Source organism: Nonlabens sp., from assembly GCF_051251825.1.
Taxonomy (GTDB): domain Bacteria; phylum Bacteroidota; class Bacteroidia; order Flavobacteriales; family Flavobacteriaceae; genus Nonlabens.
The window spans coordinates 18888-42354 of record NZ_JBPOGG010000001.1 but is presented as its reverse complement, the minus strand read 5'-3'; the positions used below and the strand labels follow the sequence as shown (position 1 = coordinate 42354).

At 35.7% G+C, this 23467-nt stretch carries 24 protein-coding genes and 1 tRNA gene; 7 read left to right on the top strand and 18 right to left on the bottom strand.

The genetic code is table 11. The annotated features are described in order from the left end of the window. The first annotated feature begins 57 nt into the window (after nucleotides 1-57). A tRNA-Cys gene (locus ACSHWW_RS00195) sits at nucleotides 58-128 on the top strand. A gap of 37 nt (nucleotides 129-165) precedes the next feature. Here the strand turns inward: ACSHWW_RS00195 and ACSHWW_RS00190 are convergent. The 6 genes from ACSHWW_RS00190 to rnr form a co-directional block, all read right to left on the bottom strand. Further along, nucleotides 166-909, bottom strand: coding sequence for a LysE family translocator (locus ACSHWW_RS00190; RefSeq protein WP_435680381.1), 744 nt, complete (start codon nucleotides 907-909; stop codon nucleotides 166-168). A gap of 123 nt (nucleotides 910-1032) precedes the next feature. Continuing rightward, nucleotides 1033-1707, bottom strand: coding sequence for a head GIN domain-containing protein (locus tag ACSHWW_RS00185; protein ID WP_435680380.1), 675 nt, complete (start codon nucleotides 1705-1707; stop codon nucleotides 1033-1035). Between the two features lie 490 nt (nucleotides 1708-2197). Beyond that, nucleotides 2198-3100, bottom strand: coding sequence for a T9SS type A sorting domain-containing protein (locus ACSHWW_RS00180; protein ID WP_435680379.1), 903 nt, complete (start codon nucleotides 3098-3100; stop codon nucleotides 2198-2200). A gap of 277 nt (nucleotides 3101-3377) precedes the next feature. Beyond that, entirely contained in the window at nucleotides 3378-3839 is a 462-nt protein-coding gene (locus tag ACSHWW_RS00175; protein ID WP_435680378.1) for a hypothetical protein, read from the bottom strand. 80 nt (nucleotides 3840-3919) lie between these two features. Beyond that, the gene (locus tag ACSHWW_RS00170; protein ID WP_435680377.1) at nucleotides 3920-5083 is read right to left on the bottom strand and encodes a vWA domain-containing protein; all 1164 of its coding nucleotides are present in this window, start codon (nucleotides 5081-5083) and stop codon (nucleotides 3920-3922) included. A gap of 53 nt (nucleotides 5084-5136) precedes the next feature. Beyond that, nucleotides 5137-7335, bottom strand: coding sequence for a ribonuclease R (rnr, locus tag ACSHWW_RS00165; protein WP_435680376.1), 2199 nt, complete (start codon nucleotides 7333-7335; stop codon nucleotides 5137-5139). Between the two features lie 167 nt (nucleotides 7336-7502). Here rnr and ACSHWW_RS00160 point away from each other — a divergent pair, with 167 nt between their 5' ends. The 6 genes from ACSHWW_RS00160 (at nucleotide 7503) to ACSHWW_RS00135 (ending at nucleotide 10231) form a co-directional block, all read left to right on the top strand. Beyond that, nucleotides 7503-7673 (top strand): hypothetical protein, encoded by a 171-nt coding sequence (locus ACSHWW_RS00160; protein ID WP_435680375.1) that lies wholly within the window; start codon nucleotides 7503-7505, stop codon nucleotides 7671-7673. 729 nt (nucleotides 7674-8402) lie between these two features. Then, nucleotides 8403-8834: an RpiB/LacA/LacB family sugar-phosphate isomerase gene (locus ACSHWW_RS00155; protein WP_435680374.1), complete on the top strand. Its 432-nt coding sequence runs from the start codon at nucleotides 8403-8405 to the stop codon at nucleotides 8832-8834. 27 nt (nucleotides 8835-8861) lie between these two features. Next, nucleotides 8862-9137, top strand: a complete 276-nt coding sequence (locus tag ACSHWW_RS00150; protein ID WP_435680373.1) for an acetyltransferase — start codon at nucleotides 8862-8864, stop codon at nucleotides 9135-9137. A 110-nt stretch (nucleotides 9138-9247) separates the two neighbouring features. Further along, nucleotides 9248-9508 carry a hypothetical protein gene (locus ACSHWW_RS00145; RefSeq protein WP_435680372.1) on the top strand — a complete coding sequence of 87 codons (261 nt, stop codon included), beginning with the start codon at nucleotides 9248-9250 and terminating at the stop codon, nucleotides 9506-9508. 2 nt (nucleotides 9509-9510) lie between these two features. Then, nucleotides 9511-9951, top strand: coding sequence for a GNAT family N-acetyltransferase (locus ACSHWW_RS00140; protein WP_435680371.1), 441 nt, complete (start codon nucleotides 9511-9513; stop codon nucleotides 9949-9951). Between the two features lie 73 nt (nucleotides 9952-10024). Then, complete coding sequence (locus ACSHWW_RS00135) at nucleotides 10025-10231, top strand: YgaP family membrane protein (RefSeq protein ID WP_435680370.1); 207 nt, start codon at nucleotides 10025-10027, stop codon at nucleotides 10229-10231. A 70-nt stretch (nucleotides 10232-10301) separates the two neighbouring features. Here ACSHWW_RS00135 and ACSHWW_RS00130 read toward each other — a convergent pair whose 3' ends face one another. The 12 genes from ACSHWW_RS00130 to ACSHWW_RS00075 all read right to left on the bottom strand — a co-directional run bounded on the left by ACSHWW_RS00130 (nucleotide 10302) and on the right by ACSHWW_RS00075 (nucleotide 23414). Beyond that, the gene (locus ACSHWW_RS00130) at nucleotides 10302-12575 is read right to left on the bottom strand and encodes a TonB-dependent receptor (RefSeq protein ID WP_435680369.1); all 2274 of its coding nucleotides are present in this window, start codon (nucleotides 12573-12575) and stop codon (nucleotides 10302-10304) included. Nucleotides 12576-12628: 53 nt separating this feature from the next. After that, nucleotides 12629-12946 carry a DUF6660 family protein gene (locus tag ACSHWW_RS00125; RefSeq protein ID WP_435680368.1) on the bottom strand — a complete coding sequence of 106 codons (318 nt, stop codon included), beginning with the start codon at nucleotides 12944-12946 and terminating at the stop codon, nucleotides 12629-12631. A 37-nt stretch (nucleotides 12947-12983) separates the two neighbouring features. After that, nucleotides 12984-14012, bottom strand: a complete 1029-nt coding sequence (arsB, locus tag ACSHWW_RS00120) for an ACR3 family arsenite efflux transporter (protein ID WP_435680367.1) — start codon at nucleotides 14010-14012, stop codon at nucleotides 12984-12986. A 3-nt stretch (nucleotides 14013-14015) separates the two neighbouring features. Continuing rightward, nucleotides 14016-14630, bottom strand: a complete 615-nt coding sequence (locus tag ACSHWW_RS00115) for a protein-tyrosine-phosphatase (protein WP_435680366.1) — start codon at nucleotides 14628-14630, stop codon at nucleotides 14016-14018. A gap of 10 nt (nucleotides 14631-14640) precedes the next feature. Further along, the gene (locus tag ACSHWW_RS00110) at nucleotides 14641-15111 is read right to left on the bottom strand and encodes a DUF6428 family protein (protein WP_435680365.1); all 471 of its coding nucleotides are present in this window, start codon (nucleotides 15109-15111) and stop codon (nucleotides 14641-14643) included. Nucleotides 15112-15157: 46 nt separating this feature from the next. Beyond that, the gene (locus tag ACSHWW_RS00105; RefSeq protein ID WP_435680364.1) at nucleotides 15158-15490 is read right to left on the bottom strand and encodes an ArsR/SmtB family transcription factor; all 333 of its coding nucleotides are present in this window, start codon (nucleotides 15488-15490) and stop codon (nucleotides 15158-15160) included. A 51-nt stretch (nucleotides 15491-15541) separates the two neighbouring features. Next, complete coding sequence (locus ACSHWW_RS00100; RefSeq protein WP_435680363.1) at nucleotides 15542-16594, bottom strand: OmpA family protein; 1053 nt, start codon at nucleotides 16592-16594, stop codon at nucleotides 15542-15544. Nucleotides 16595-16597: 3 nt separating this feature from the next. Beyond that, nucleotides 16598-18244: a S41 family peptidase gene (locus ACSHWW_RS00095; RefSeq protein ID WP_435680362.1), complete on the bottom strand. Its 1647-nt coding sequence runs from the start codon at nucleotides 18242-18244 to the stop codon at nucleotides 16598-16600. 104 nt (nucleotides 18245-18348) lie between these two features. Continuing rightward, nucleotides 18349-18729: a ribonuclease P protein component gene (rnpA, locus tag ACSHWW_RS00090; protein WP_435680361.1), complete on the bottom strand. Its 381-nt coding sequence runs from the start codon at nucleotides 18727-18729 to the stop codon at nucleotides 18349-18351. A 180-nt stretch (nucleotides 18730-18909) separates the two neighbouring features. Further along, nucleotides 18910-20772: a M1 family metallopeptidase gene (locus tag ACSHWW_RS00085; RefSeq protein ID WP_435680360.1), complete on the bottom strand. Its 1863-nt coding sequence runs from the start codon at nucleotides 20770-20772 to the stop codon at nucleotides 18910-18912. 153 nt (nucleotides 20773-20925) lie between these two features. Next, nucleotides 20926-22554: a S8 family serine peptidase gene (locus ACSHWW_RS00080; protein ID WP_435680359.1), complete on the bottom strand. Its 1629-nt coding sequence runs from the start codon at nucleotides 22552-22554 to the stop codon at nucleotides 20926-20928. Between the two features lie 5 nt (nucleotides 22555-22559). Next, nucleotides 22560-23414: an MBL fold metallo-hydrolase gene (locus tag ACSHWW_RS00075; protein ID WP_435680358.1), complete on the bottom strand. Its 855-nt coding sequence runs from the start codon at nucleotides 23412-23414 to the stop codon at nucleotides 22560-22562. Nucleotides 23415-23467: the final 53 nt, after the last annotated feature.

Below are 23467 nucleotides of genomic sequence, written 5' to 3'. Positions count from 1 at the left end.
ATTTTGTGTAATAATAGTGATTAAGAGAACTTTTTTGTTATTTTTGCGTGCTCAAAAGGCGTCTTGGCCGAGCGGCTAGGCATGGGTCTGCAAAATCTAGTACAGCGGTTCGAATCCGCTAGACGCCTCTTAAATCCTTCATCTTATGGTGAGGGATTTTTTTTGTTAAATAGAATCATTAACCACTGGACTACTCTTAATTCCTTCCAGCTCTGGAGCGACTGGATCTGGTAGTTCTGGCATGATGTGGAGTTGTTCTTCTATATTTTCTGAGGCGCTAGGAAAAGTTCCTTTTAAAACGAGTACGATTCCACATATCCCTATGATAATCGCAATAATCCTTTTCAACCAGAATATTCTAAAAGGTGTGAGGTAGCGATTGAGACTTTTTGCGGCAACTATTTTTACAAGATCGATTAAGAAATAGATGACCAGAACTGCAATAAAGAAATTTCTAATACGATCCGAATCATTATCTAGTGAAGGACCTATACTTACTATCATCAACAACCAAAAAAGTAGTACTCCTATATTAATGAAATTGAGAAAAAAACCTTTAATAAAGAGTTTAGGATAATTATTTTTTTGCAATATGATTTCCTGCGTATTGACTTCTTTGAGGTATGATTTCTTAGTTTTTATATAAGATATAACACCATAAACACATAATATCGCTCCACCAAAAACAAATAAGGCAGGATCGTCTTTAAGTTTTTCTAGAATTGAGCTCGTTGCAAAATAACCTATGAGGATAAAACAGACGTCAGCGACTATTACTCCTACATCAAGTGCTACTGCTGCTCTAAAACCTTTAATAACACTAGTTTCCAGTAGAGCAAAAAAGACTGCTCCTGGCATAAAGGCTAATAAAAATCCCAGCGGAATGGCACTAAGAATGTCTTCGAGCATAGAAACTATGGTTATTGCTCAAAGGTAAAAATTAATGTTGGGTTTTCTTATAAGCTCGAGAGATGATTGTGGAATTGCTTTCGCGAAAGCGTAATCCAAGAACTCATAGCTTTAAATGGTATATTATTCCATAATTTTAATACGTCCACCTGCAAATGTTTTTTGCTTCACTTCTCTGGGACTACCAAAAACTACCACGTCTCCACCAGCTTGAATACTTATATCTACAGCATTCATGGCATGTACCTCAACCTCGCCACCTGCACGTACTTTTATATTTGTACTCTTAGATTTCAAAGCTCGATTCTCTACAATTCCTCCGGTATTTACTGAGATATTTTGTTGATCTACAGTACCGCTTACTTCAGTAATACCGCCTGAGACTGCTTTTATATCTAAGTTTTCTACTATAACACCAGCTTTTACACGAGCACCTTCTTGAACTCTTATTTCTAGTTGTGGTTGTTCTATGAGCTCATTTGAAGTGATTACCGAGCCTTCATTACCATCTATAGTTTTTAAACTGGTATAATGAACGTGCACAAATGTTTTAGTCCCATCAAACTGTCTATCAAATGCCATGCGCACCTTAAGAGTTCCATTTTTATGTACAAATTCTACATCGCTAGCGTCCTGACCAGAGATGATAATTTTATCCTCTGTGGACTTAACAAGATTTACTGTAATGAGATCATATACTTTAATAGTGTCAAATGATCCTAATTCAACTTCACGAGGATTCTGGGTAAAACCTGTTGCAGTAATAAAAAGTGCTATAAAGAATGGAATGAATTTCATGTGATCTGTTTTTATAAAGATGTGTTCTTTTTTAAATTGTTACAGTTCACAAAAAAAGGTAGCAAATCTTGCGATGAACTACCTTTTTAACTAACCAAAAAAACTTTCCTCTTTAATCAATGTTATAGCATTTAGGGAATACTATATCATTTTAGTGTGCATTACCTTTTTTAGGGAAAAAATGTAATTACTTTTTTAATCCTACTTATCTAATTATGAAATCGAATACAAATTTGCGGCACTTTAGAGAAATGAAGGAAATGGCTGAGAAGAAATACATGCTTATCGATAAATGAAAGTAAAAAACCGATAAAAAACAGTAGTAGTACTAAATTACTGAGATCTTAACAATTGATAATGAATCGGATACCTGTGAAAAGTATGTTCTTTTATGATAAAGAAGGGCTGCAATATGTGTAATAAAAAAATTGTGTAATAAAAAAAGCCTAGTGAAATCACTAGGCTTTTAAATATAAAAATGAATAAACGATTATTCAATAACTAGTTTTTGACTAATTGAAGTTCCTTCATCTGAAGTCATTTTAACTAAGTACAATCCTTGAGTTAATTCTGAAACGTTTAAAGTATTGTTTTGCAATGGTGTATTCATAATTTCCTTTCCTAAGATATCAAATACCTCTACAGTAGCTATGTTCATTCCATTAGTTGTTTCAATAGTTAAAACATCACTAGCAGGATTAGGATACATCTTAACGTTTGCAATAGAAAAATCATCTATAGACGCTGTAGATGCCGTAAGTGAGAAATTGTCGAAAAACACCTCATCTGCTCCTCCTGTAGTGTTTAAGGATCTCAAATAAACTACCGCAAAAGTGTCACTTGCTGTAAAAGAAAAAGTTGCCGTTTCCCAAGTATCTAACGCTGTATTGGTATAGTTTAAAAATCCATCAACCACTGCATCAGAACCTCCATTTGTATTAATACCAACTTCATCAGCTATTTCAGTATTTAAAATATACATTTCTACTGGAGTTCCAGCCGCTTCAGAACGCATCTCAACAGAGAAAGTATATTGTGTCCCTACTGTAAGTCCGTTCACTCTTTGATAAATACGTCTGGAGCAAAGGTTACCAGTAGTATTATTTGCTGTATTTAAATCAGGATTACCATCGTCGTATAATTTTACACCTCTAGACATGTTACCACTACTAGTAGAACCAGGTTGCTCATCTAATGATCCTGGAGCACCTACGTATTGTAATTCTAACCAATCTTCTAGAGCATCATTATCCCAAACCGCTTGATAAGGACTAGGAATATCAGCACCTGTTTCATCCTTAATTGTATTATTAGGTGTCATGTCATAAGAATCTGCATTATCCGTAGTACTTCCTGAAGCTGTACCGTGAAGATCACATGTAGGATTAAGCATAAGATTCTGGCTAAAACCAAAGTTGAAACACAAACAGAATGCTATTATTGCGAATAATGTGTTAGAAGGTTTTTTTGTAAAAAGTAATTTTGTTTTCATAATTTAATTTTTTGAGTATTAATGAGTGATGCCTAAGTTATAATTCAAATTTTATAGAACGTACTCTAAATCATTGGTTTAAATGAATAAAATTGGTTCACCACTTTGGTTAACCAAATATAGCGATATAATTTACATTTCAAAATGTATATTATAGAAATGCTAATTCAGTGCACTATTATTTGACAAATGTGTAATTAATAGACCTTTCCTTGCTATAAACTATAGCTTTAAGGCTATCTCTTTCTATAGAATACTCAATATGAGTAGGAAATTCATTTTTTAAATTAACTGCCGTGAAACTAGTTGATGAAAATTCTATTATTTCAAAAATAGTAGGTGATTCATTAACGCCTATGACCTCTAGAACCCATAAATCATCCACTTTATAAATAGCAAGTGCTTCTTGAAAGACAGTATCTTTATCTTGAAGTGTTAATCCTTTACCTAAGTAGGTACCTTCAGTAGTTCTGTGCCATTCTTCATAAGTGAATCTTCCAGGTTGATCATCTACACGTTGCCAGCTGCCGAGCAACCAACTGAACGTAGGTGTATTAATCTCATTATTTATAACAGGTTGAATATCTGTTTTACAAGAAGTGAGAAAAATGATAACTGCTATTAAGAAAGTATTTTTCATGATTTAATGTCTTTTACCTTTCTTAAAATACTATTCTAAGTTTGAATATTAATCGTTCATTAGGACAACCACATTAACATCTACATGGAATATTTTTCAATAAGACGAACAATAAGATCATTTAAAAATTCAACTTCATAATCTCCCACAGTTGGTTCTATATGATCATTTCCTATTCCACTATCATTAGTTATAAATGTATAAGTTCCATTTGTCAACTGTGCTAATGATCTTGTTAAGAACTCAGTTGATTTATCAATACCACTTGCTGTAACTGGAATAATTTTAATTCCTTTTAAAGCAGCGGTTGCTGTTAAGGAATGAATTTCATCAATAACTTGTGGATCTTCATGAGGTGGCGCATCTAACAAGATAAAAACAATACGTGTAGAAGCATTTGAAGACCACTGAAAATTATTAATTGCCACATCCATTCCAGAATGAACAGCTTCTGGATAATCGCCACCACCACCAGCAAATTGTTGATTGATAAAAGTATTAACCGCATTAACATCTTGAGTGAAAGATAATTCTCTTGTTACATAATCATCTCCTTGGTCTCTATAAAAAACAGTGCTTAACCTTATCTCAGAATTAGGACGTGATTGTTCAATTTGAGACATTATGTCTATAAGGTCTGTTTTTAAAAATTCTAATTCATCACTCATAGAACCTGTAGCATCTACTATAAATGAAAGTTCGATTCTATCATCAACAGGTGTTGAAGTTGATATACTTACATTATTAACACCTGAATTATAAGGTATTACAGGAGTAGTTTGAATATTGTTATTCACTCTTAATTCTAGGTTAGAAAAATCAGTGAGTGTAGTACTTGAATAAGGATCAAACCATACAACAGCTTTCCCAAAATTATCAGTCCTCGAAGTCCATTTTACAACTCCTTGATCTAATAGTTCAATCAGGACATTATTAACAGGTGATCCTTGAGTTGCTGTAACTTCAACATCAAATCGATTTGAATTATAAATTTCCCATTGGTCTGTGAGGCCTTGAAAATCTTCATTTTGACCTAAATTTATCCAGAAATTCCAATTCTCCAAATCATTCCATTCTCCTGCAGTTATTAATCCAGCACTAGGATCATTATTACCACCATTGCCGCCACCGAAAATTCCAGAATCTCCAGACGAACCAGCAGCATCTCCAGGAGCTGAATCACCATCACAAGAAGCAAAAATTAATAGTAAAGCAGAAAATAAGAAATATGATATTTTTTTCATAGCTAAGTAGTTTACATCTAGATGCATTTTCATGAAAAAGGTTGCGTTAATTATTATTTCTCTACCGCTTCTTTACTTCCTATCATCCAGAAATCAAGATGTTTCTTTACAAGATCTGCATTTTTTACTTTTACATAAACCTCGTCGCCTAAACGGTAAGCGTTTTTAGTCTTGCGACCTACCACAGCAAACTCTTCTTCTACAAACTCATAACTATCATCATCCAGATCACCTAGACGTATCATTCCTTCACATTTATTAGATATAATTTCTACATAAATTCCCCAGTCTGTAACTCCAGATATAACTCCTAGGAACTGCTCATCTTCATGATCTTTCATGAACTTTACTTGCATATACTTGATGGAATCACGCTCAGCCTTAGTAGCAAGAATTTCCATATTTGTAGAATGGTGACACTTTTCTTCATAAAGTTCCTCGCTCACGCTTTTTCCTTTATCAAGATAATGTTGTAATAAACGGTGTACCATAACATCTGGATAACGACGTATAGGTGAAGTGAAATGTGAGTAATAATCAAATGCTAGACCGTAGTGACCTATGTTATTTGTAGAATACTCAGCCTTAGACATGGTTCTGATCGCTAGTGTATCTACCATGTTTTGCTCTTTATTTCCTTTTACATCGCTCAATAATTTATTTAACGATTGAGTAATGTGCTTGCGATCTCTTAAATCTAGTTTGTGACCAAATCGCGTTACAATCTTTGCCAGCGCACCTAGTTTTTCATCATTAGGTTCATCGTGAATACGATATACAAACGTATGTTTAGGATCACGTTTTCCTATAAATGCTGCTACTTTTCTATTGGCCAGTAGCATGAATTCTTCTATGAGTTTATTAGCATCTTTAGATGTTTTAAAATATACACCTACCGGTTCACTTTTCTCGTTTAAATTAAATTTCACTTCTGTTTTATCAAAGCTTAATGCACCTTGAACCATGCGTTCATTACGCATTTTCTTTGCAATACTGTCTAAGGTGAGCGTTGCTTCTACTATGGCAGGATCTACTGTAGTTTGCTTTCGCGAAAGCGATATATCACTAGGAATTTCTCCTTTACCAGTTTCTATAATGTGTTGCGCTTCTTCATAAGCAAATCGCTGGTCTGAATGAATGATGGTACGACCGAACCATTGTTTATAAACCTTACCGTTATCATCCATTTCAAAAACAGATGAGAAACATAATTTATCCTCATGTGGATTTAAAGAACAAACTCCGTTAGAAAGTACCTCTGGTAACATAGGAACCACTCGATCCACAAGATAAACAGACGTCGCACGTTCATAAGCTTCATCATCAAGTGGTGTTCCTTCTTTAACGTAGTGGCTCACATCTGCAATGTGGATTCCGATTTCATAGTGACCATTTTCTAATTTTTCAAAAGAAAGTGCATCATCAAAATCCTTAGCATCGGCAGGATCAATGGTATAAGTAAGTGATTCTCGCATATCGCGACGCTTGCTTATTTCTTGAGCCGTGATACTTTTATCTAGATCATTTGCATAATTTTCAACAGCTGCAGGGAACTCATATGGTAATCCATATTGAGCAAGAATAGCATGAATCTCTGTATCGTGCTCTCCAGGTTCTCCTAGGACAGCTTTTACTCTACCGTTAGGTGAGTCTTGTTTATCATTCCATTCTACAAATTCTATAAGAACTACTTGACCATCTTTTGCTCCATTGATCTCACGACCTGGAATAAAGAAATCAGTAGGTATTTTAGGATCTGTCACGTTTACAAAAGCAAACTTTTCAAGAACTTCAATCGTTCCTACAAATTCTGTTTTCTTGCGTTCTATTACTTTAGTAATTTCACCTTCAGGTTGTTGTCCTCTACGTCTATGATAAACGTACACTTCTACTTGATCACCATTTAAGGCTTGACCTAGAGAACGGCGCGGTATCATAATATCTTCTTGCAGTTCTTCAGTAATCACATAACCTGTACCACGTGTACTTATGTCTATTCTACCAGTGTAATAATCAATCGCTTTGATAATTTTAAATTTACCACGATCGAGTTCTTCAATTTGACCTTTAGATTTTAACTGGTGTAATTTTTTAATTACTTGATTGCGACCACTTGAGTCTGTGATAGACAACTTTGAGCAAATCTGTTTATAGTTAAAGCTTTGGTTAGCTTCATTTTTTAATACATTCAGTATAGACTGAGTGAGGTTGGGAAACTTTGTTTTGGCGCTTCCACTTTTCTTCTTCTTCATATTCGTTTTTATACTTCTACAAAGTTAATCTTTTAAATGAGCAAGCGACGATAACTGCTTAATACTTGGATTCTTAACAATTTGATAGTATGCATTTAACAATTAATTAAGAAATTACTGTAACTTTGTTAAATGTTAGTCGTCTTATGACTAACAACACTTCAACAATGGAAACTAGAAAACCTATTAAGGCCACTTTACTATTTACAGGGATCTTTCTTGTAGGGATAATTCTAGTTATTCTATTGGTAAATAAAGCACTGGACACTAATCAGGCTGTAGATATTTATGAAAACGCTACTCCAGTAATTGAAAATACTTCTCAAGCTCGAGTTTAAATATTAAAATTCTTTAAGTTTTTTAGAGTAGAGGTTATATCATTTAGTATAACAAGTATTCATGTATCACATTATTTAAGTGATAGGAAATCTTACTGACTCATAGTTTATAATTAAATCACTGTAAATTATTTTAAAGATTTTGATAAGCAGTTTTTGCATCAAACTCAGTAATTCATTTCCTATAATAACTTGAGTAATCTTAACTCTGAGAAATTCTCTTTTTCAATGTTATCCACATTATAAACAATATCATATTTTCTTTTTAAAAATTTAAATAAAAATTGATGATGGTGATGTAGTGTGAATAGCGGTATATCTTTTCAAGTAAAAATTAGGTAATCGATAACTTATAGACTTATCCCGACTTATACACAGGTTATCCTATTGTTAACTTATTGTTATGTAATATTCTAATCGATAATCGCTCACTTTGTACACAGTTGTTCACAAGTACTATTCACAACAGATTGTATATAAACTCTAGTTCAATTTCATGTTCATGAACGCTGTTTTGTGTCTTAAAACTCGTTTCTAAATTCATGAGTTATATTTTGGTTATGTGGATTTAAAAGTTAGATGGACTATTCAAGCTTCACTTCCTAATACTTTCTTTCAATTGATATCAACAGGTTATCTATTGTTTATGAATGGTGTAAAACCATCGATGTTAATAACCTTAAATTATCAATAACTAACCCTAAATTTGTATTACAAAACTCCACTGTTATGAACATCTCCATAGGAAACGACCACGCTGCACCAGATTATAAACAAGCCATTGTTGAAATGCTTGAAAAACGAGGTTATAAAGTGACTAATCATGGAACAGACACATTTGATAGCGTAGATTATCCAGACTTTGCACACAAGGTAGGGCAAGATGTTGATAACCACACTGCAGATCTAGGAGTAGTTATTTGCGGTAGTGCACAAGGTGTTTCTATGACGGTTAATAAGTATGCTCAGGTACGTGGAGCAGTTTGCTGGTCTAAGGAAATCGCGGGACTTGCTCGTGAACATAATAATGCAAACATCATCTGTATTCCTGCACGTTTCACTTCTAAGCAACAAGCTGTAGGTATGGTTGAAACATTCCTGGATACCGATTTTGCCGGTGGACGTCATGAAAATCGTGTGAATAAGATAGCTTGTTCATAAGTACGCTTTCGCGAAAGCAAAACACAAATGAATCTCAATAAACGACAAGAATATCTCGATCTAGGAAACGCTTTACCTAATCAATATTATCATCTTAAATTTGATAATCACTGTTACTGGCGCATCGCATTAGATAATACCTTATTTGCTAAGTGGAGTGATGTGGTGCCTGCGCCAGCTTATAGAAATATCACCGAAGATCAATTGGATTATGCGATTCATTTATTGAAAAGTTATCAGAAAGACGAACAACTTTTACAAGAACACAATCGTATTTCTTTGATCTATAGAGGTAAGAAATAATGGTATTTTCGTCTTAGTAAAAAAAGTACACTATAATTCTATTTCTTTAGAATTTAATTAATTTAAAATAGGTGTTGGTTTCTCAGAGATTCCCACCTACGTGGGAATTTATGAGAAAAGAAGCTTCTATTATAATACATCAATTAAGAACTGCAGTACATCCTCACAAAAAGCTGATGGAAATATGGCGCGATCTAGAACAATTTGATGAGCATGATCGTGAAGAAACACTTGATGATCTCGATGCGCGACGTCAGGAATTAATGGCAGCCGGCGATGAGGAATTTGGTAACATGCTAGAAAAAATTATTACTGATATAAGAATAGGAGTAAAGCCACCACAACCTAAAGTGGTTCCTAAACAATTCTAGAAATGAAAATTGCTATAAAATCATTTTCGGATTTCAACATTCAAGAGCTTTATGAAACGCTACAATTACGTACCGAAGTTTTTGTGGTAGAACAAGATTGTGTCTATCAAGATATGGACGGAAAAGATCAAAATGCGACACATATTTTAGGTTACGTAGATGATCAAATTGTGGCTTATACCAGGATTTTTAAGCCAGGAGATTATTTTAATCAATCCAGTATAGGTAGAGTAGTGGTAAGTCCTAAAAATCGCGGCGAGGCCTACGGCCAGCAAATCATGCAGGCGAGTATAGATTACTGTAAATCTCAAGGTTTTCCTACTATAAAAATATCTGCGCAATGTTACCTCGATAAATTTTATACTGACTTAGGATTTGTAGCAACTGGTGAAAAATATCTGGAAGATGGAATACCGCATCAAGCGATGGTTTTGGTTTTTTAACAACTGATATTTATCATAAACCAGACTATATTTTTTAACTACTATTGTGCTTCACTTTTAAATGTTATAGATTTTGAAAAAGAACATAGGAACCATCGATAGAATCATCAGAGTGTTACTTGCCGTAGTTGTCTCTGTTTTATTTTTTACAAATGTAATTTCGGGAACCGTAGGTATTGTTTTATTAGCGGTAGGTGGTGTTTTACTTGCTACGAGCTTTATAAATTTTTGCCCGTTGTACAGTATTTTGGGTATTAACACTTGTCCTTTAAAGAAGTGATATTAAATATAAAAGCTCGATGATATTGATTCAATTCCATCATCGAGCTTTTTACTTTTAAACATGTGATTTAATCATCGTGGTGTCCATGACCATGATGACTTTTATTGCCAAATGGCTTTATAATAATCCCAGCACTGAATATAAATCCATCTGTAGGTGCATATATTTCATTAAATGTAGGAACACCTGAAATATCTGTCGTTACAGTAGGAGAGAAGCGGCTCTGCCTGCGATCTGTGAAATTTTCAAAATTAACAAACACATTTCCCCAATCATAGTTTTTCATAACCAGCAATCCCATAGTAAAGAAATCTGTCGTTTCTGTACCGTTGAATAATAGCTGTTTACCAGTATAGTAAGTTTCATAACCTATACGCCATTTTTCATTTTCATACATGATCACACTACCAGCATTATGTTTTGCAGTAAGCGGTTTTTGTGGATTGCCATTCAGGTAATTCAATTGCGTGTCTATATGAGCGTAATTCAAAAACCATTTAAAGTCTTTATAAGAAAACTTCATATTAGTCTCTGCACCACGACTTATAGTAAGATCTGTAGCGTTTGCATACTCAAACATTCCAGGACTGGTAGTACTAGAATTAAGAAGCAACCCATTATCAATAGCAGTGAGATAAAATAGTTGATTGATGGAGAAATTGATTTCATCTGTAATAGAAAAACCGTAATCAAAATCTAGATTCATTCCATAAGAAGTCTCTGCAACGAGCGCATCTTTATCGATGGCCATTACGTTTTGAAAATTCAATCGCTCTGCATCTTCTGTAAATAAATCTGGGATTTTATAACCTAGTCCACCACCTAAACGACTCGTGAAACGACCGTTGTTTTTATAAAGTAAAGAAGCTCTAGGAAGTGCAAAAAAGCCCCAGTCAGCTGCATAATCTGTACGTAAACCGGTTTCCAGAATCCAGTTATCGCTTAAATCTGTGATGTTATTTACAAATCCACCTACGGTGATATCCTTTTGGTCGCGCTCATTAACTACTGCATCTTCATCAAAACTTGAAGAATATAAATTTGCACCTACGATCCAGTCCGTTTTAGTAGAGTTGGTTTTATAATTCACCTCAGTAAAAGTGTTGATTTGATTTCCTTTAAAACTCATATTAGGAATCAATAATTCTCTATTGAAATAGGAAACACTATTTTTAAATTGAAAGCTAGAGTGGTCAGAGAGTCGAGTATCCCAAACTGCTTGTGAACTTATTCTTCTTGAAATATTTTCTTCAGTATAACCAGGACCATCATCATTTATCGCATCTAGATTTCCTCCTTTACGATCATCAAATGTACCGTTGAGACCTAGCCATATGGTTGTGTTTTCACTTGGATAGTAAAAAACCTTAGGGTTTAATGATATAGTTTTTGCTTGAGGTAAGTTGGAGTAATTATCACCATCAGGATCATATTCTTTTTGAGAATTTGCGCTCGCATAAATGGTTGTTCCCCATTTATCTTTACGAGCGCTGTAAAACACGTTTCCTGTGATTCCTAGAGCTTGAGTTCCTACGAGCATTACATCGAGTTCTGTCTCATCATTTGGAGTTTTGGACTGCATATTAACCAGTCCAGCAATTGCTCCACCACCATAAAGTGTAGAAGAACTTCCTTTAATAATCTCAAATTGTGAGATATCAAGCGGCGGCACTTGCATGATACTTAATCCACCAGCAAAACCTCCATAAAGCGGAAATCCATCTTTCAACAATTGAGTATAACGGCCATCTAGACCTTGAATACGTATGGACTGGTTAGCACTGCTTTGAGAAGTTTGTTGCATTTGAATACCAGTACTTTCTCTCAACACCATAGCAATATTTGTGCTATTCATCGCCGTTTTCTCTATCATCTCTTCACCACCTATAAATTCTACGCGAGTAGGCGTGCGTTTAAAACTACGTGATGAGCGTGTTGATTGAATTACGATTTCTTCTAGTTCACCTTCAGCCTCATGGAGTTTAAAGCTGTAATTAAGTTGGTCTGGAATCACTGCGGTAACACTTTGACTTTCATAACCTATAAAAGAAACAGTCAGTTCATAAGTTCCAGCCTCTAGGTTTTGAATCGTTCCTTTACCATTAATATCCATCATTGCGCCTTTTTGGAGGCTTTTAATGGTTGCGTTTGCTCCTAATAATGGTTCGTTGTTTTCTTCAGACATCACAGTAATGTTGATATCGTAAGTTGTTTTAGATTGCACTTTTGTCCCGTTCTTCAACGCGATAAACTTTTGTTTGGAATCCGCTTTCGCGAAAGCGTTACCAAAACAAAAAGCGTAACACAGCAACATCATGCTGCATAAAAATATTTTTTTCATGTAATAAAGTTTAAATAGACTAATAAAATGGAGCGCACTGCTCCTAAGAAAAATTAGCTATTTAACTGTGGCGGCTGTAGAATTGAGCCATCAAATCCATCGTAAATAGGAGTGATGTAAAAAGAAATTTGAGAATTTATTTGAGGTAAAATGGCAAACTCTATGGTTTCCATCTCAAAAGAAATGACATGAATCGAGCAGCAATTACACTGACAGAATGGAGAGCATTCATCTTCATGATCATGGTCGTCATGGTCACCTTTATCTACAGTTTGTTCTACGTCCTCATGGACCTCAATATTTCCATCATTACATGGCATGATATTCAGACCTAGAAAATAAAACGAGAAAAGGAATAGTATAATTTTCACGGTGTAAAGGTAAGCTACATAGAATTATTTCTTAAGTCTAATAATACCTCTTCTTCAACCAAAAGGAAACTCTTACCAGCAATATCAACGCAGGAACTTCTACTAGTGGACCTATCACGCCAGTAAATGCCTGACCAGAATTCAATCCAAAAACTGCAATCGCAACTGCAATGGCAAGTTCAAAATTATTACCAGCTGCAGTGAAGGAAATAGCAGCATTCTCACTGTAAGTCGCACCACGATATTTACTTATAAAAAATCCTATCAAGAACATCACTATAAAGTAAATCATTAATGGTACTGCAATTAACAATACATCAAACGGAATTTCAACGATAAGCTCTCCTTTAAGCGAGAACATTAATACAATAGTTAGTAATAAAGCGACTAAAGTGATAGGTGAGATCGCAGGAATGAAAACATTTTCATACCAGTCTTTACCACGAGCCTTTACTAGAAAATAACGACTCAAGATTCCCATAAGAAATGGAATTCCTAGATAGATTGCGACACTCTCAGCAATCGTAGCAATAGAAATATCTACAATGGCGCCATCAAAGCCAAAATAAGGCGGCAACACCGTGATAAACAACCATGCGTAGAATGAATAACCAAAGACCTGAAAAACGCTATTTAACGCTACTAAACCAGCGCCATATTCTGGAGAACCATCGGCAAGATCGTTCCAGACTAGGACCATGGCAATGCAACGCGCTAGACCTATTAAAATAAGCCCTACCATATACTCAGGATAATCTTGTAAAAAGATTAATGCCAGCGCAAACATTAACACTGGACCTATGATCCAGTTGAGAATTAATGAAATACTGAGGATTTTTGTGTTTTTAAATACAACCGGCAGGAGTTTGTAATCAGCTTTGGCAAGCGGCGGATACATCATCAATATCAATCCTATCGCTATAGGAATATTAGTCGTTCCAGAACTCATAGAGTTGATAGAACTTGAAAGACTAGGAATTGCATAACCTAGTCCTATACCGAGTGCCATGGCAAGAAAAATCCAAAGTGTCAAGTACTGATTAAGAAAAGAGAGCTTTTTCTTCATTATTTATTGAGGTTTCACATTTGAAAATACGTACTTCATTTCAGTTGCGATTTGAAGGCTGCGCTCTTTGTAGATAGCTTTTTGCTCTGGTGTGCCGTCACTAACTTTAGGATCTAGGTAGGTAATTGAAATACGCTTTTCAGCACCTGGGACAATCGGGCAATTTTCTGAGGCGTGATCGCATGTCATTATCGCTGCAAATTCTCTTACAGGATTCACTTCATGATCAAATTGTTTTGAAAAAGCTGGTATAGCTGGAGCTGTATCACTGTATGCTAGCTCATAATTAGGGTTTTCCAGCGGTAAGTTTTGATCAATTCTCAAACCTGCGTCCTCAAGAGTATTAATAATCTGTGGATATACGGCAGTTACTTCTGTCCCACCAGAATAGCAGGAAATATGGTCGATTCCATAATAATTTGCCGCTATTTGTGCCCAAATTTGACATAAATGGCTTCGTCTGGAATTATGCGTACAAATAAAGGTAAGTTGAGCAGCGTCGCGTTCTTGTAGACTATCGTTTATATAATTGGAAAGTTGGTCGAGTTCACGCTTTCGCGAAAGCGGAATCACAGCAACATCTAATTCTTCCAATAAGTTTTTTATGATTAAATACATACTCAATAAATTAACAACATCCAGATCCTGGAGCGCATGTATTTTGGGCCTCAGAAAGTTGAACTTTAGGTTTTTTTAATTGTTCTGGTGGTATACCGCAGGAATCTTTGGCTAGACAATCGGTCAATTTATTAGTAAGTAGAAAGTGTTTACCATTGTAATCGATACCAAATTTACCAATTGTTCCCGCTTGATATTCTACTTCTATTTCTACATCTGGTAGGCCTAATTTATCCTGAGATAGCTCTATAATAGAAACTAATTTTTCTGGATGTAATCGATGATCATAGTCGTTTGCTTCCCATAGTTGAAAATTAACTACAGTTTCTAGACGTTCTGTACCACCACAATCTATAAAGTGTTTTACAACTTTACCTACCTCAGTTACATGAAAGTGTGATGGTACAAGACTACCATCTGGTAATTGAAATGCGATTTGTTCTAATTGTGATAGCTGATTTTTAAATGTGGATAATTTCATAGCTTTTCTTTAATTGTAATATTACGATTAATAAATTCAAATTTTTTTAGCAACAATTTGTTGTTTTATCAGATTCAAGGTTTAATAATGGAGAAAGCAAACTCTTCATTAGATCCCAATTTTCATAGTTTAAACAGTAGCAAGTACTGGTACCTTCTATGTTTCCTTTAATCAACCCTGCGTTTTTAAGTGCTTTAAGATGTTGTGAGATAGTAGGTTGCGCAAGACCTATTTCTGTGACTAGGTCTCCACATATACATGTATCTTGTTGTAATAAGTATTGCACAATAGCTATACGGGCTGGATGACCAAGTGCCTTGGCCATTTGAGCCATTTGGTTTTGTTGTGCAGTAAATATTTCTGTTTTGGTCGTTCCCATATTCATCGCAATATTACGATGAAGTAATTAAATAAAAAAGAATAATTGCTTTTAATTTTTAGGCGGATCAATTTTAGTGATGTAAAGCTCGACTCTGCGGTCCAGTTTATCGATCCCACCTAGTGGTCTAGTTCTCCCATAACCTTTAAACTTCATGCGTGTGTGTTTAACGCCACGACTGCGTAAGGTTTTATAAATAGCTTTGGCTCTATCGTGAGAAAGGTTTGATTTTTTTGTGTCTCGATTATAAGCGTCGGGATAGGATGGGTTGATGCAGCATACATGACCGTGAATTTCAAAATGAATGTCTTCACGTGCGATTAAAATCTCTGCAACGCGATCGAGTAGTGGCTGCGATTCTTCTAGAATGGTAGAACGACCTTTATAGAAAAGAATATTTTCTAATCGTATGACCTGACCAGCTTTTAACTTTTTACTCAATAAAGTCTTGAAAGGTTCTTTAGTATTATCAATAGGTGGATCAAGCTTAGTAGGGATGTCTAGAAATTCATTTTCTACTTCTGCGATTTCTTCAACTTCAATTTTTGCAGCGGTAGGGATGATTTCTTTGCTGGTAGGTTTTTCTTTTATGGCAGCTACTACTTTCTGTTCATAAACAGGAATTTCCTTTGCTTCTTTTTCTGTGAGATCTTTTTTGCGCAGTTTTTTAATGGCGATGCGCTCTGTTTTATCTGCACTGAGAGAAAACTCGACATCTACACGACGGTTTTGAGCACGTATTTCTTCAGTTTCCTCTGCGTCAAGTTCTTCTTCAAGAGCAATCTCTCCTAAGCCTTCTACTTTTTTGGATATATTTTCTAGTTCTATATCATGATTTTCTAGCCATTTAGAAACGGTTTCCACGCGTCTATTAGATAGATCTAGATTATAATCGTGACTACCACGGTCATCACAGTATCCTAAAATCTTAACCGTAAGAATAGGTTTATAAATCAAATCATCAAAAAAGGATGTTAACTGCTTTCCTTCACTAAAACTGAATTCATCTTTATCTAAGTCAAAATACACCGAGTGCGTCACAGTAATTTGCGCACTGGAGCAAATTGCCATAAGAAATACACAGATGTATATGATTTGTTTCATGTTTTATTTAAGGATTCTCTTGTATTTACCTTCATCTTCTAGAACGTTTACGGCTTCTAGAATTTCTGCATTATATTTTAATTGATAGTTATAGAGTCCATCACGATAGAAATATCTTTTCACGATTTCATCAGTAAGCAGGCTCATGATTTCGGCCTTTTTATCTTTAATGTCTTTCTTCTTAGCATTATTGATTGCTGCCTGCATTGCTTTATAACTCGTACTTATATCGTCATCCAGTTCTTCTTTCTCAGCAGTTTTAAAAGCTTGTGCAAACGCAGATTCTGTTTCAGTGTCAAAATCAAAACCTCTTTTTTCAATCCAACTTACAAAATCATTAAAATCACTTTCAGTAAACCTGAAAGAATCCATATCACTTACTTGAGGATGACTGTAGTAATAGTCTGTAGCATAGTCAAATATAGCATTTTCTTTAAGTAATGCTGTTGTGATAGGTGAGTAGGCAGCGCTGGCGAGTTCAATATCTGGTTGAACTCCACCACCATCATAAACAGTACGACCACTGTTTACTGTTTTAAATGCTTTATAATCTTCTTTTTTAGTACGCACTGCATTACCGTCTTCATCACGATTCCAGTAGTCAAGCGCTTGAATACAGCGACCACTAGGCGTGTAATATCTAGATATAGTAATCTTTACTTGTGTTCCATAAGAAAGTGGTTTAGGACGTTGAACCAGTCCTTTTCCAAAACTACGCGCACCGATGACCACACCACGATCGTAATCCTGAATACTACCACTTACTATTTCACTAGCACTCGCACTGCGACCGTTAATCAGTACAGCAACTGGTATGTCTGGATCATATGCAGATCGTTTAGTCAAGTATGTTTTATTATACTGTTCAATTACAGATTTAGTACTGGTAATTAATTTGTCTTTTTCTATAAAAAGGTTAGAAACGGCAACAGCTTCACTTAATAAACCTCCTGGATTTCCTCTTAAATCTAGGATGATTTTAGTAGCTCCTTTTTCTTTAAGTGCAGCAATTGCTTCTTTGGTTTCTCTTGTAGCTTTTGCATTGAACTTAGATAATACTACGTAACCTATTTCAGGAGTAGCCATTTCATAAAATGGAACGGCATTTACTTCTACCGCTTTACGTGTAAGAGTAGCCGTTTTTTCTTTTCCTTGTCTTTTATAAATGATATTCAATTCTGTGTCTGCACTACCTTTAAGTAAATCACCGGCATTTTCTTTATAGTCTGCGAGTTTTACACCATCTATTTCTATGATTTCATCACCAGCTTTAAGTCCAGCTAGATCTGCCGGATGGTCTTTCCATGGCTCTACGATAATCACTTTATCTTTTCTAGTACTCACTACTGCACCTATTCCTGTATAAGCACCGCGTCTATTAATGATTGATTTTTCTACTTCTTGTTCTGTCCAGTACTTAGTATATGGATCGAGATCTGAGAGCATTCCTTCAATGGCGTTATCCATTAAATCTGCTGGATTAGTCTTATCTACATAGTTCATATTGAGTTGTTTATACATTTCTGTAAAAATCTCAATCTGTTTTGCTATTTCAAAAAAGTCGTTTTGAAAACTGGCTGTAGTAAAGAATATAGTAGCTCCTAGAATAGGAAGTAAAATTTGTCTTTTAATATTAATGGTACCTTTCATAAGTGGATCGCTGTTGTGCACGAATTGCAATAAATATATAATAAAAACGATAGATAGCTCATTTTCTTATCATTTACCTTGAGATTCATGCAATTAAAGTGCCATTATATCGATGGCTCTCGATGAATTTTATTTAATTCTGAAATCAACCTTTTTACTAGTTGTTCTGTAAAATCAAAATCGGGCATTTTAGGAGATTGAAAAAGAAACATCATCTCGATATGTTTGTTTTCCAGGTTGACTTGTAAATCATGTTGATTCAAACGATAAGCTTCTCGCAATAATCGCTTCACACGATTACGATCTGGAGCTTTTTTAAAGAACCGCTTGGAAACACTGACACCTATTTTATGAGGCATCTCTCCATCAACGAGTTGAAATACACAACGCACCGGTCCTTTACGGATGGAATTCCCATCTGTAAAAAGCTGTTCAATCGCTTTTTTGCTCTTGAGTTTAGTTTCTTTTCCTAGTGTGAAGCGCATGAGGCAAAGATAAGGTTTCAGTTTTCAGTCTCAGTTTTCAGTAGGTAGTTGTTTTAGTTTTTGAGTTCAGCTGGACAGAATTTAAAAACTCTATAAAAACAAATAGGCAGTAATTCCGCGATAAGAATTACTGCCTACTCACATTTCAAACTTGTTTGAAGTGAACTTGCCTACTGAAAATTACTCTTCCAGTTGCCAAGTGTTATTTTCTTTATCCACATCGGCCATGTTGTTTAATGGATCTATTTCTACTGATCTTATGGACCTTATGTTGATACCTTCTAATTCTAAATCGTAGGTAGGATAAGCCCAAGCCCAATCGCTCAAAACAGTCCAATTATTTGGTACTGCTTTCTCGCCACGCATTTCTTCTAGAGGAATATAGAACCACTTTTCAGTTCCATCATTCATGGTTACTTTGATATCTAGAGGCATTGGCATGAGACCTTTTCGCGTAAGCGAAACCATCGTTTTACCATCCAAACTATTCATGTTTTCAACCGCATAGTCGATCACGTTTGTAGTCATGGTCCAGTCACGTAAATACCATTCCAGGTCAAAACCACTCACACGCTCAGCAACACGCTTGAAATCGTTAGGTTCTGGATGCTTGAATTTCCATGTGTTGTAATATTCTTTAACTACTTCATCACGTTTTTCATCACCTATAATGTAACCCAATTGCGCTAGGAACGTAGCTCCTTTATTATAAGCGCTTGCACCATATGCACCATTATATTCATAACGATCTGCATGGGTAGTTTGTGGTTGTTCTTTACCAGAATTTGCAAGTCCTAGATATCCTCTGTAAGAGCCGCTATTTGCTGTAGCTAGATCTTCACCGTTGATAAATGCCATTGCTTTATTTGAGATAAAAGTGGTGAAACCTTCATCCATCCATTCATGTTTAATTTCATTTGTAGCAAGAACGTGGTTGAACCATGAGTGTGCAAATTCATGCGCAGTCACGCCCATTAAGCTTCCATAACTACGTTCACCCGTGATTAAAGTACACATGGCATATTCCATTCCACCATCGCCACCTTGAATAACGCTGTATTGCTTATATGGATAATCACCTATGTGCTCGTTGAAATACTTCAACATCTCGTTAGTCTTAGGTTGTAAATTTTTCCAATTTTCTTTTATCGCCGCGTTATCTTTATATAAGAAATGAAGTTTTACTCCATTTGCACCGTTATAAATATCATGAACGTAGTCTGGATCTGCAGCCCATGCAAAATCATGAACCATAGGTGCGTTAAAATGCCAAGTCAGTTTACCGTTCTTACCTTTTGCAGGACCAGAATTTGCTTTATCATAACCATGACCTATGTCTTTAGGGTTTTTTAAATATCCAGTTCCACCTACGGTATAATCTTTATCAAGTGTCAATTTCACATCAAAATTTCCCCAAACTCCATGAAATTCACGTCCTATATATGGACTTGTGTTCCATCCTGTAGCGTCAAACTCGGCCATTTTAGGGAACCACTGAGTCATAGAAAGTGCTACGCCTTCTTTATTATTACGACCACTTCTACGTATTTGAACAGGTACTTGTCCTGCAAAGTCTAATTTTAATGTAGTCGATTGTCCTGGTTGTAGTGCTTTAGCAAGTTTTACTACGAGAACAGTTCCTTCTTCTTGAGGCTGGATGGATTTACCATCTTGAGTCATATTAGAAACATGTAAGTAACCTACCTCATTAGGTTCTAGTGCTGCGATACGTGAACCTACGCGACGATCTGGATCTGCGATGGTGCGAGAACGCACATCCATTTCACTTCCTGGTTGAAAAGCATTAAAAAACAAATGATAATAGACTCTATCCAGTGTTTCTGGAGAATTGTTTGTGTAAACTAAGGTCTGTTTTCCCGTGTATTGATAACGGTCCACATCCATATCTACGTCCATTTTATAGTCCACTGCTTGCTGCCAGTATCCATTGGGGCTAGAGCTTTGTTGTGCCACTGCATCTTTAGAAGAGCCACAACTTGCTAGAATAACTGCTGTGGTGAGAAGTAAAATGATTTTTTTCATTGATAATTCTTGTTGAGAAATTAGAGGATAAATATACCGCTTTCGGGACGTTTTACAATTTGATAGAATTTTTGAATTACGCTTTCGCGAAAGCGTACAAAAAAAGCCTGTCGTGAACTGGACAGGCTTTTCAATAATACATTAAATGAGAACTTACATCTTAGACGCCATAATCAAGGCGTTATAAAGATTTGCCATTTTTCCTGAAACAGTAATGTCTTGGAATGGTTTAGTTTCTTCACTACCACCTACATTCACACGTGCAGCAGTAGTTAAACCACTATCCATAATGATATGTTTTACCTGACTAGCAGATAATTTAGGGAACTGTGAACGGATCACAGCCGCAACACCAGCTACTGCAGGAGAAGCCATAGATGTTCCACTTGCATTGCGATATTCATTTAATGGGCCAGTAGAATAAATCTGTACTCCAGGACCAAAAACGTCAACCGTCGCCTTACCATAGTTTGAGAAATTTGCAATCATGTCTGAACCGTAAGATGGAGCAAGTGCACCTACTGTAAGGAAATTATCAGAAATCTCAGAACCTGCAAGTTCTTGATCTTGTGGATATACTTGAGTAAAATCTGTATCTATACCTTCATTTCCAGCAGCGTTCACAAAAAGCACATCTTTACTTTCTGCATATTTAATAGCATCCCATACAAACTCTGGGTTTGAAGAGTGGTATTTACCGAAACTACCATTAATTACTTTTGCACCATTATCTGCCGCATATCTTATAGCAGCTGCGATGTCTTTATCATACTCATCACCCATAGATACCGCTCTTAGTACCATGATTTTTACATTATTTGCAACTCCATTTACACCTAGACCGTTATCACGCTCTGCAGCGATAATACCAGCAACGTGCGTTCCGTGAAAAGCATCGGCTTTTTCTGGATCTGGACCACTGTATTGATTGTCACCCCAAACTTCACCTACAACATATGAATAAGGACTGTTTCCAGGCATAGCGTCTTCACGGTAGTTTGTTTTAAGTTTAGCGCCGTTTAATAGATCTGCAGCGTCTGTGATAAGACCAGTTATGGTCTCCTTAGCATCTTTAGTACTAGGTAAACCTCTTACATAGAAAAAGTTTAAATCAGATTTTGCTTTAACAATTGCTTCATCTTCAGATTTTATAGCTGCTACTTCTTCTGCAGTGTAGTCTGACTTTCCTAAATGAGCAGTTATTACTTTATCTGCACTTACAATTTGTTGCAGTAATTCCTCATAACGTTGTTTAGCTTGAGAAGCTTGAGCAAGTTCACCGTCATATTCTTTTTGAGCTTTGGCAACGATAGCTGCTGGTAACATAGCTTTATCTCTTATAATACGCTCATATTCTAGATTCTCTGCAACAATATTACCCATGAAATTCCATCCATGTACATCATCGATGTATCCATTCTTATCGTCATCGATTCCGTTTCCTGCGATTTCACCTGGATTAGTCCAGATGACACCATCAAGATCTTCATGCTCAATATCAATTCCAGAGTCTATTACAGCAACTACAGTAGTAGTTCCCATACGACCTTTAATAATTTCAGTATAAGCTTTATTGACACTCATTCCAGGAATTGTGTCTGTTTGTAAATCTAGATCTTTCCAGTTTTTTGCCTCAACATCTGTTAATTCTGTTGTTTTAATAGGCGTTGAGTCTATGTTTTCAATAGGTGGAGATACAATATTGAATCCACTACCACAACTAGCTAGCATTCCTGCAGCTGCTACGGTTAACATTGTGTTTTTAATAAAAGAGTAATTCATAGTTTTTAATTAAATAAGTCGTTAAAAGTAAGGGATTTATCGAGACGCACACCTTTTTCTGTGTGTTTCACTGTAATTATTTCATTATTAGGATCGTGTTCTAGGATGAGGTAATAGCCTTTAGTGGCAGCCTCATTTAGAAATTTTGCTTTTTCGTCGAGTGTTAATAAAGGTCTTGTATCATATCCCATTACATAAGGAATAGGAATGTGACCTGCGGTAGGTAATAGGTCTGCCATGTAAACAAAGGTCTTATCTCCTATAGTAATATGTGGAATCATCATCTTCTCGGTATGACCATCTACAAATAGAATATCAAAATCCATCTCATTTTTGGTTTCAAAAGAACCGTTTTGTGAGATGAAATTTAACTGACCACTTTCTTGAATTGGCTTGATGTTTTCTGTTAGAAAAGACGCTTTCTCTCTTGCGTTAGGTTCTACAGCCCATTTCCAGTGCTCAGAGTTGGTCCAGAATTTCGCTTTCGCGAAAGCAGGTTCATAAAAGTCTTTTTCCTTCTTTTCAATCACGCCACCACAATGGTCAAAGTGCAAGTGCGTTAAAAACACATCAGTAATATCATCACGAGAGAAACCAGCTTTTTTAAGCGAGCTATCCAGATTATGAACGTGATCCATGTAGTAATAGCCGAAGAATTTCTCCGACTGCTTATTTCCCATTCCGGTATCAATGAGTGTCAATCGGTCACCATTTTCAACAAGTAAACAGCGCGCTGCCATGTCGATCATGTTATTAGAGTCTGCTGGATTAGTGCGTTGCCACAAAGACTTAGGTACGACACCAAACATGGCGCCACCGTCAAGCTTAAAATCTCCAGCTTCTATAGGATGTATTATCATAGTCGATGCAAAATACAAAATCCGCTAGATTACTGGAATAGCTTTAAGAATTA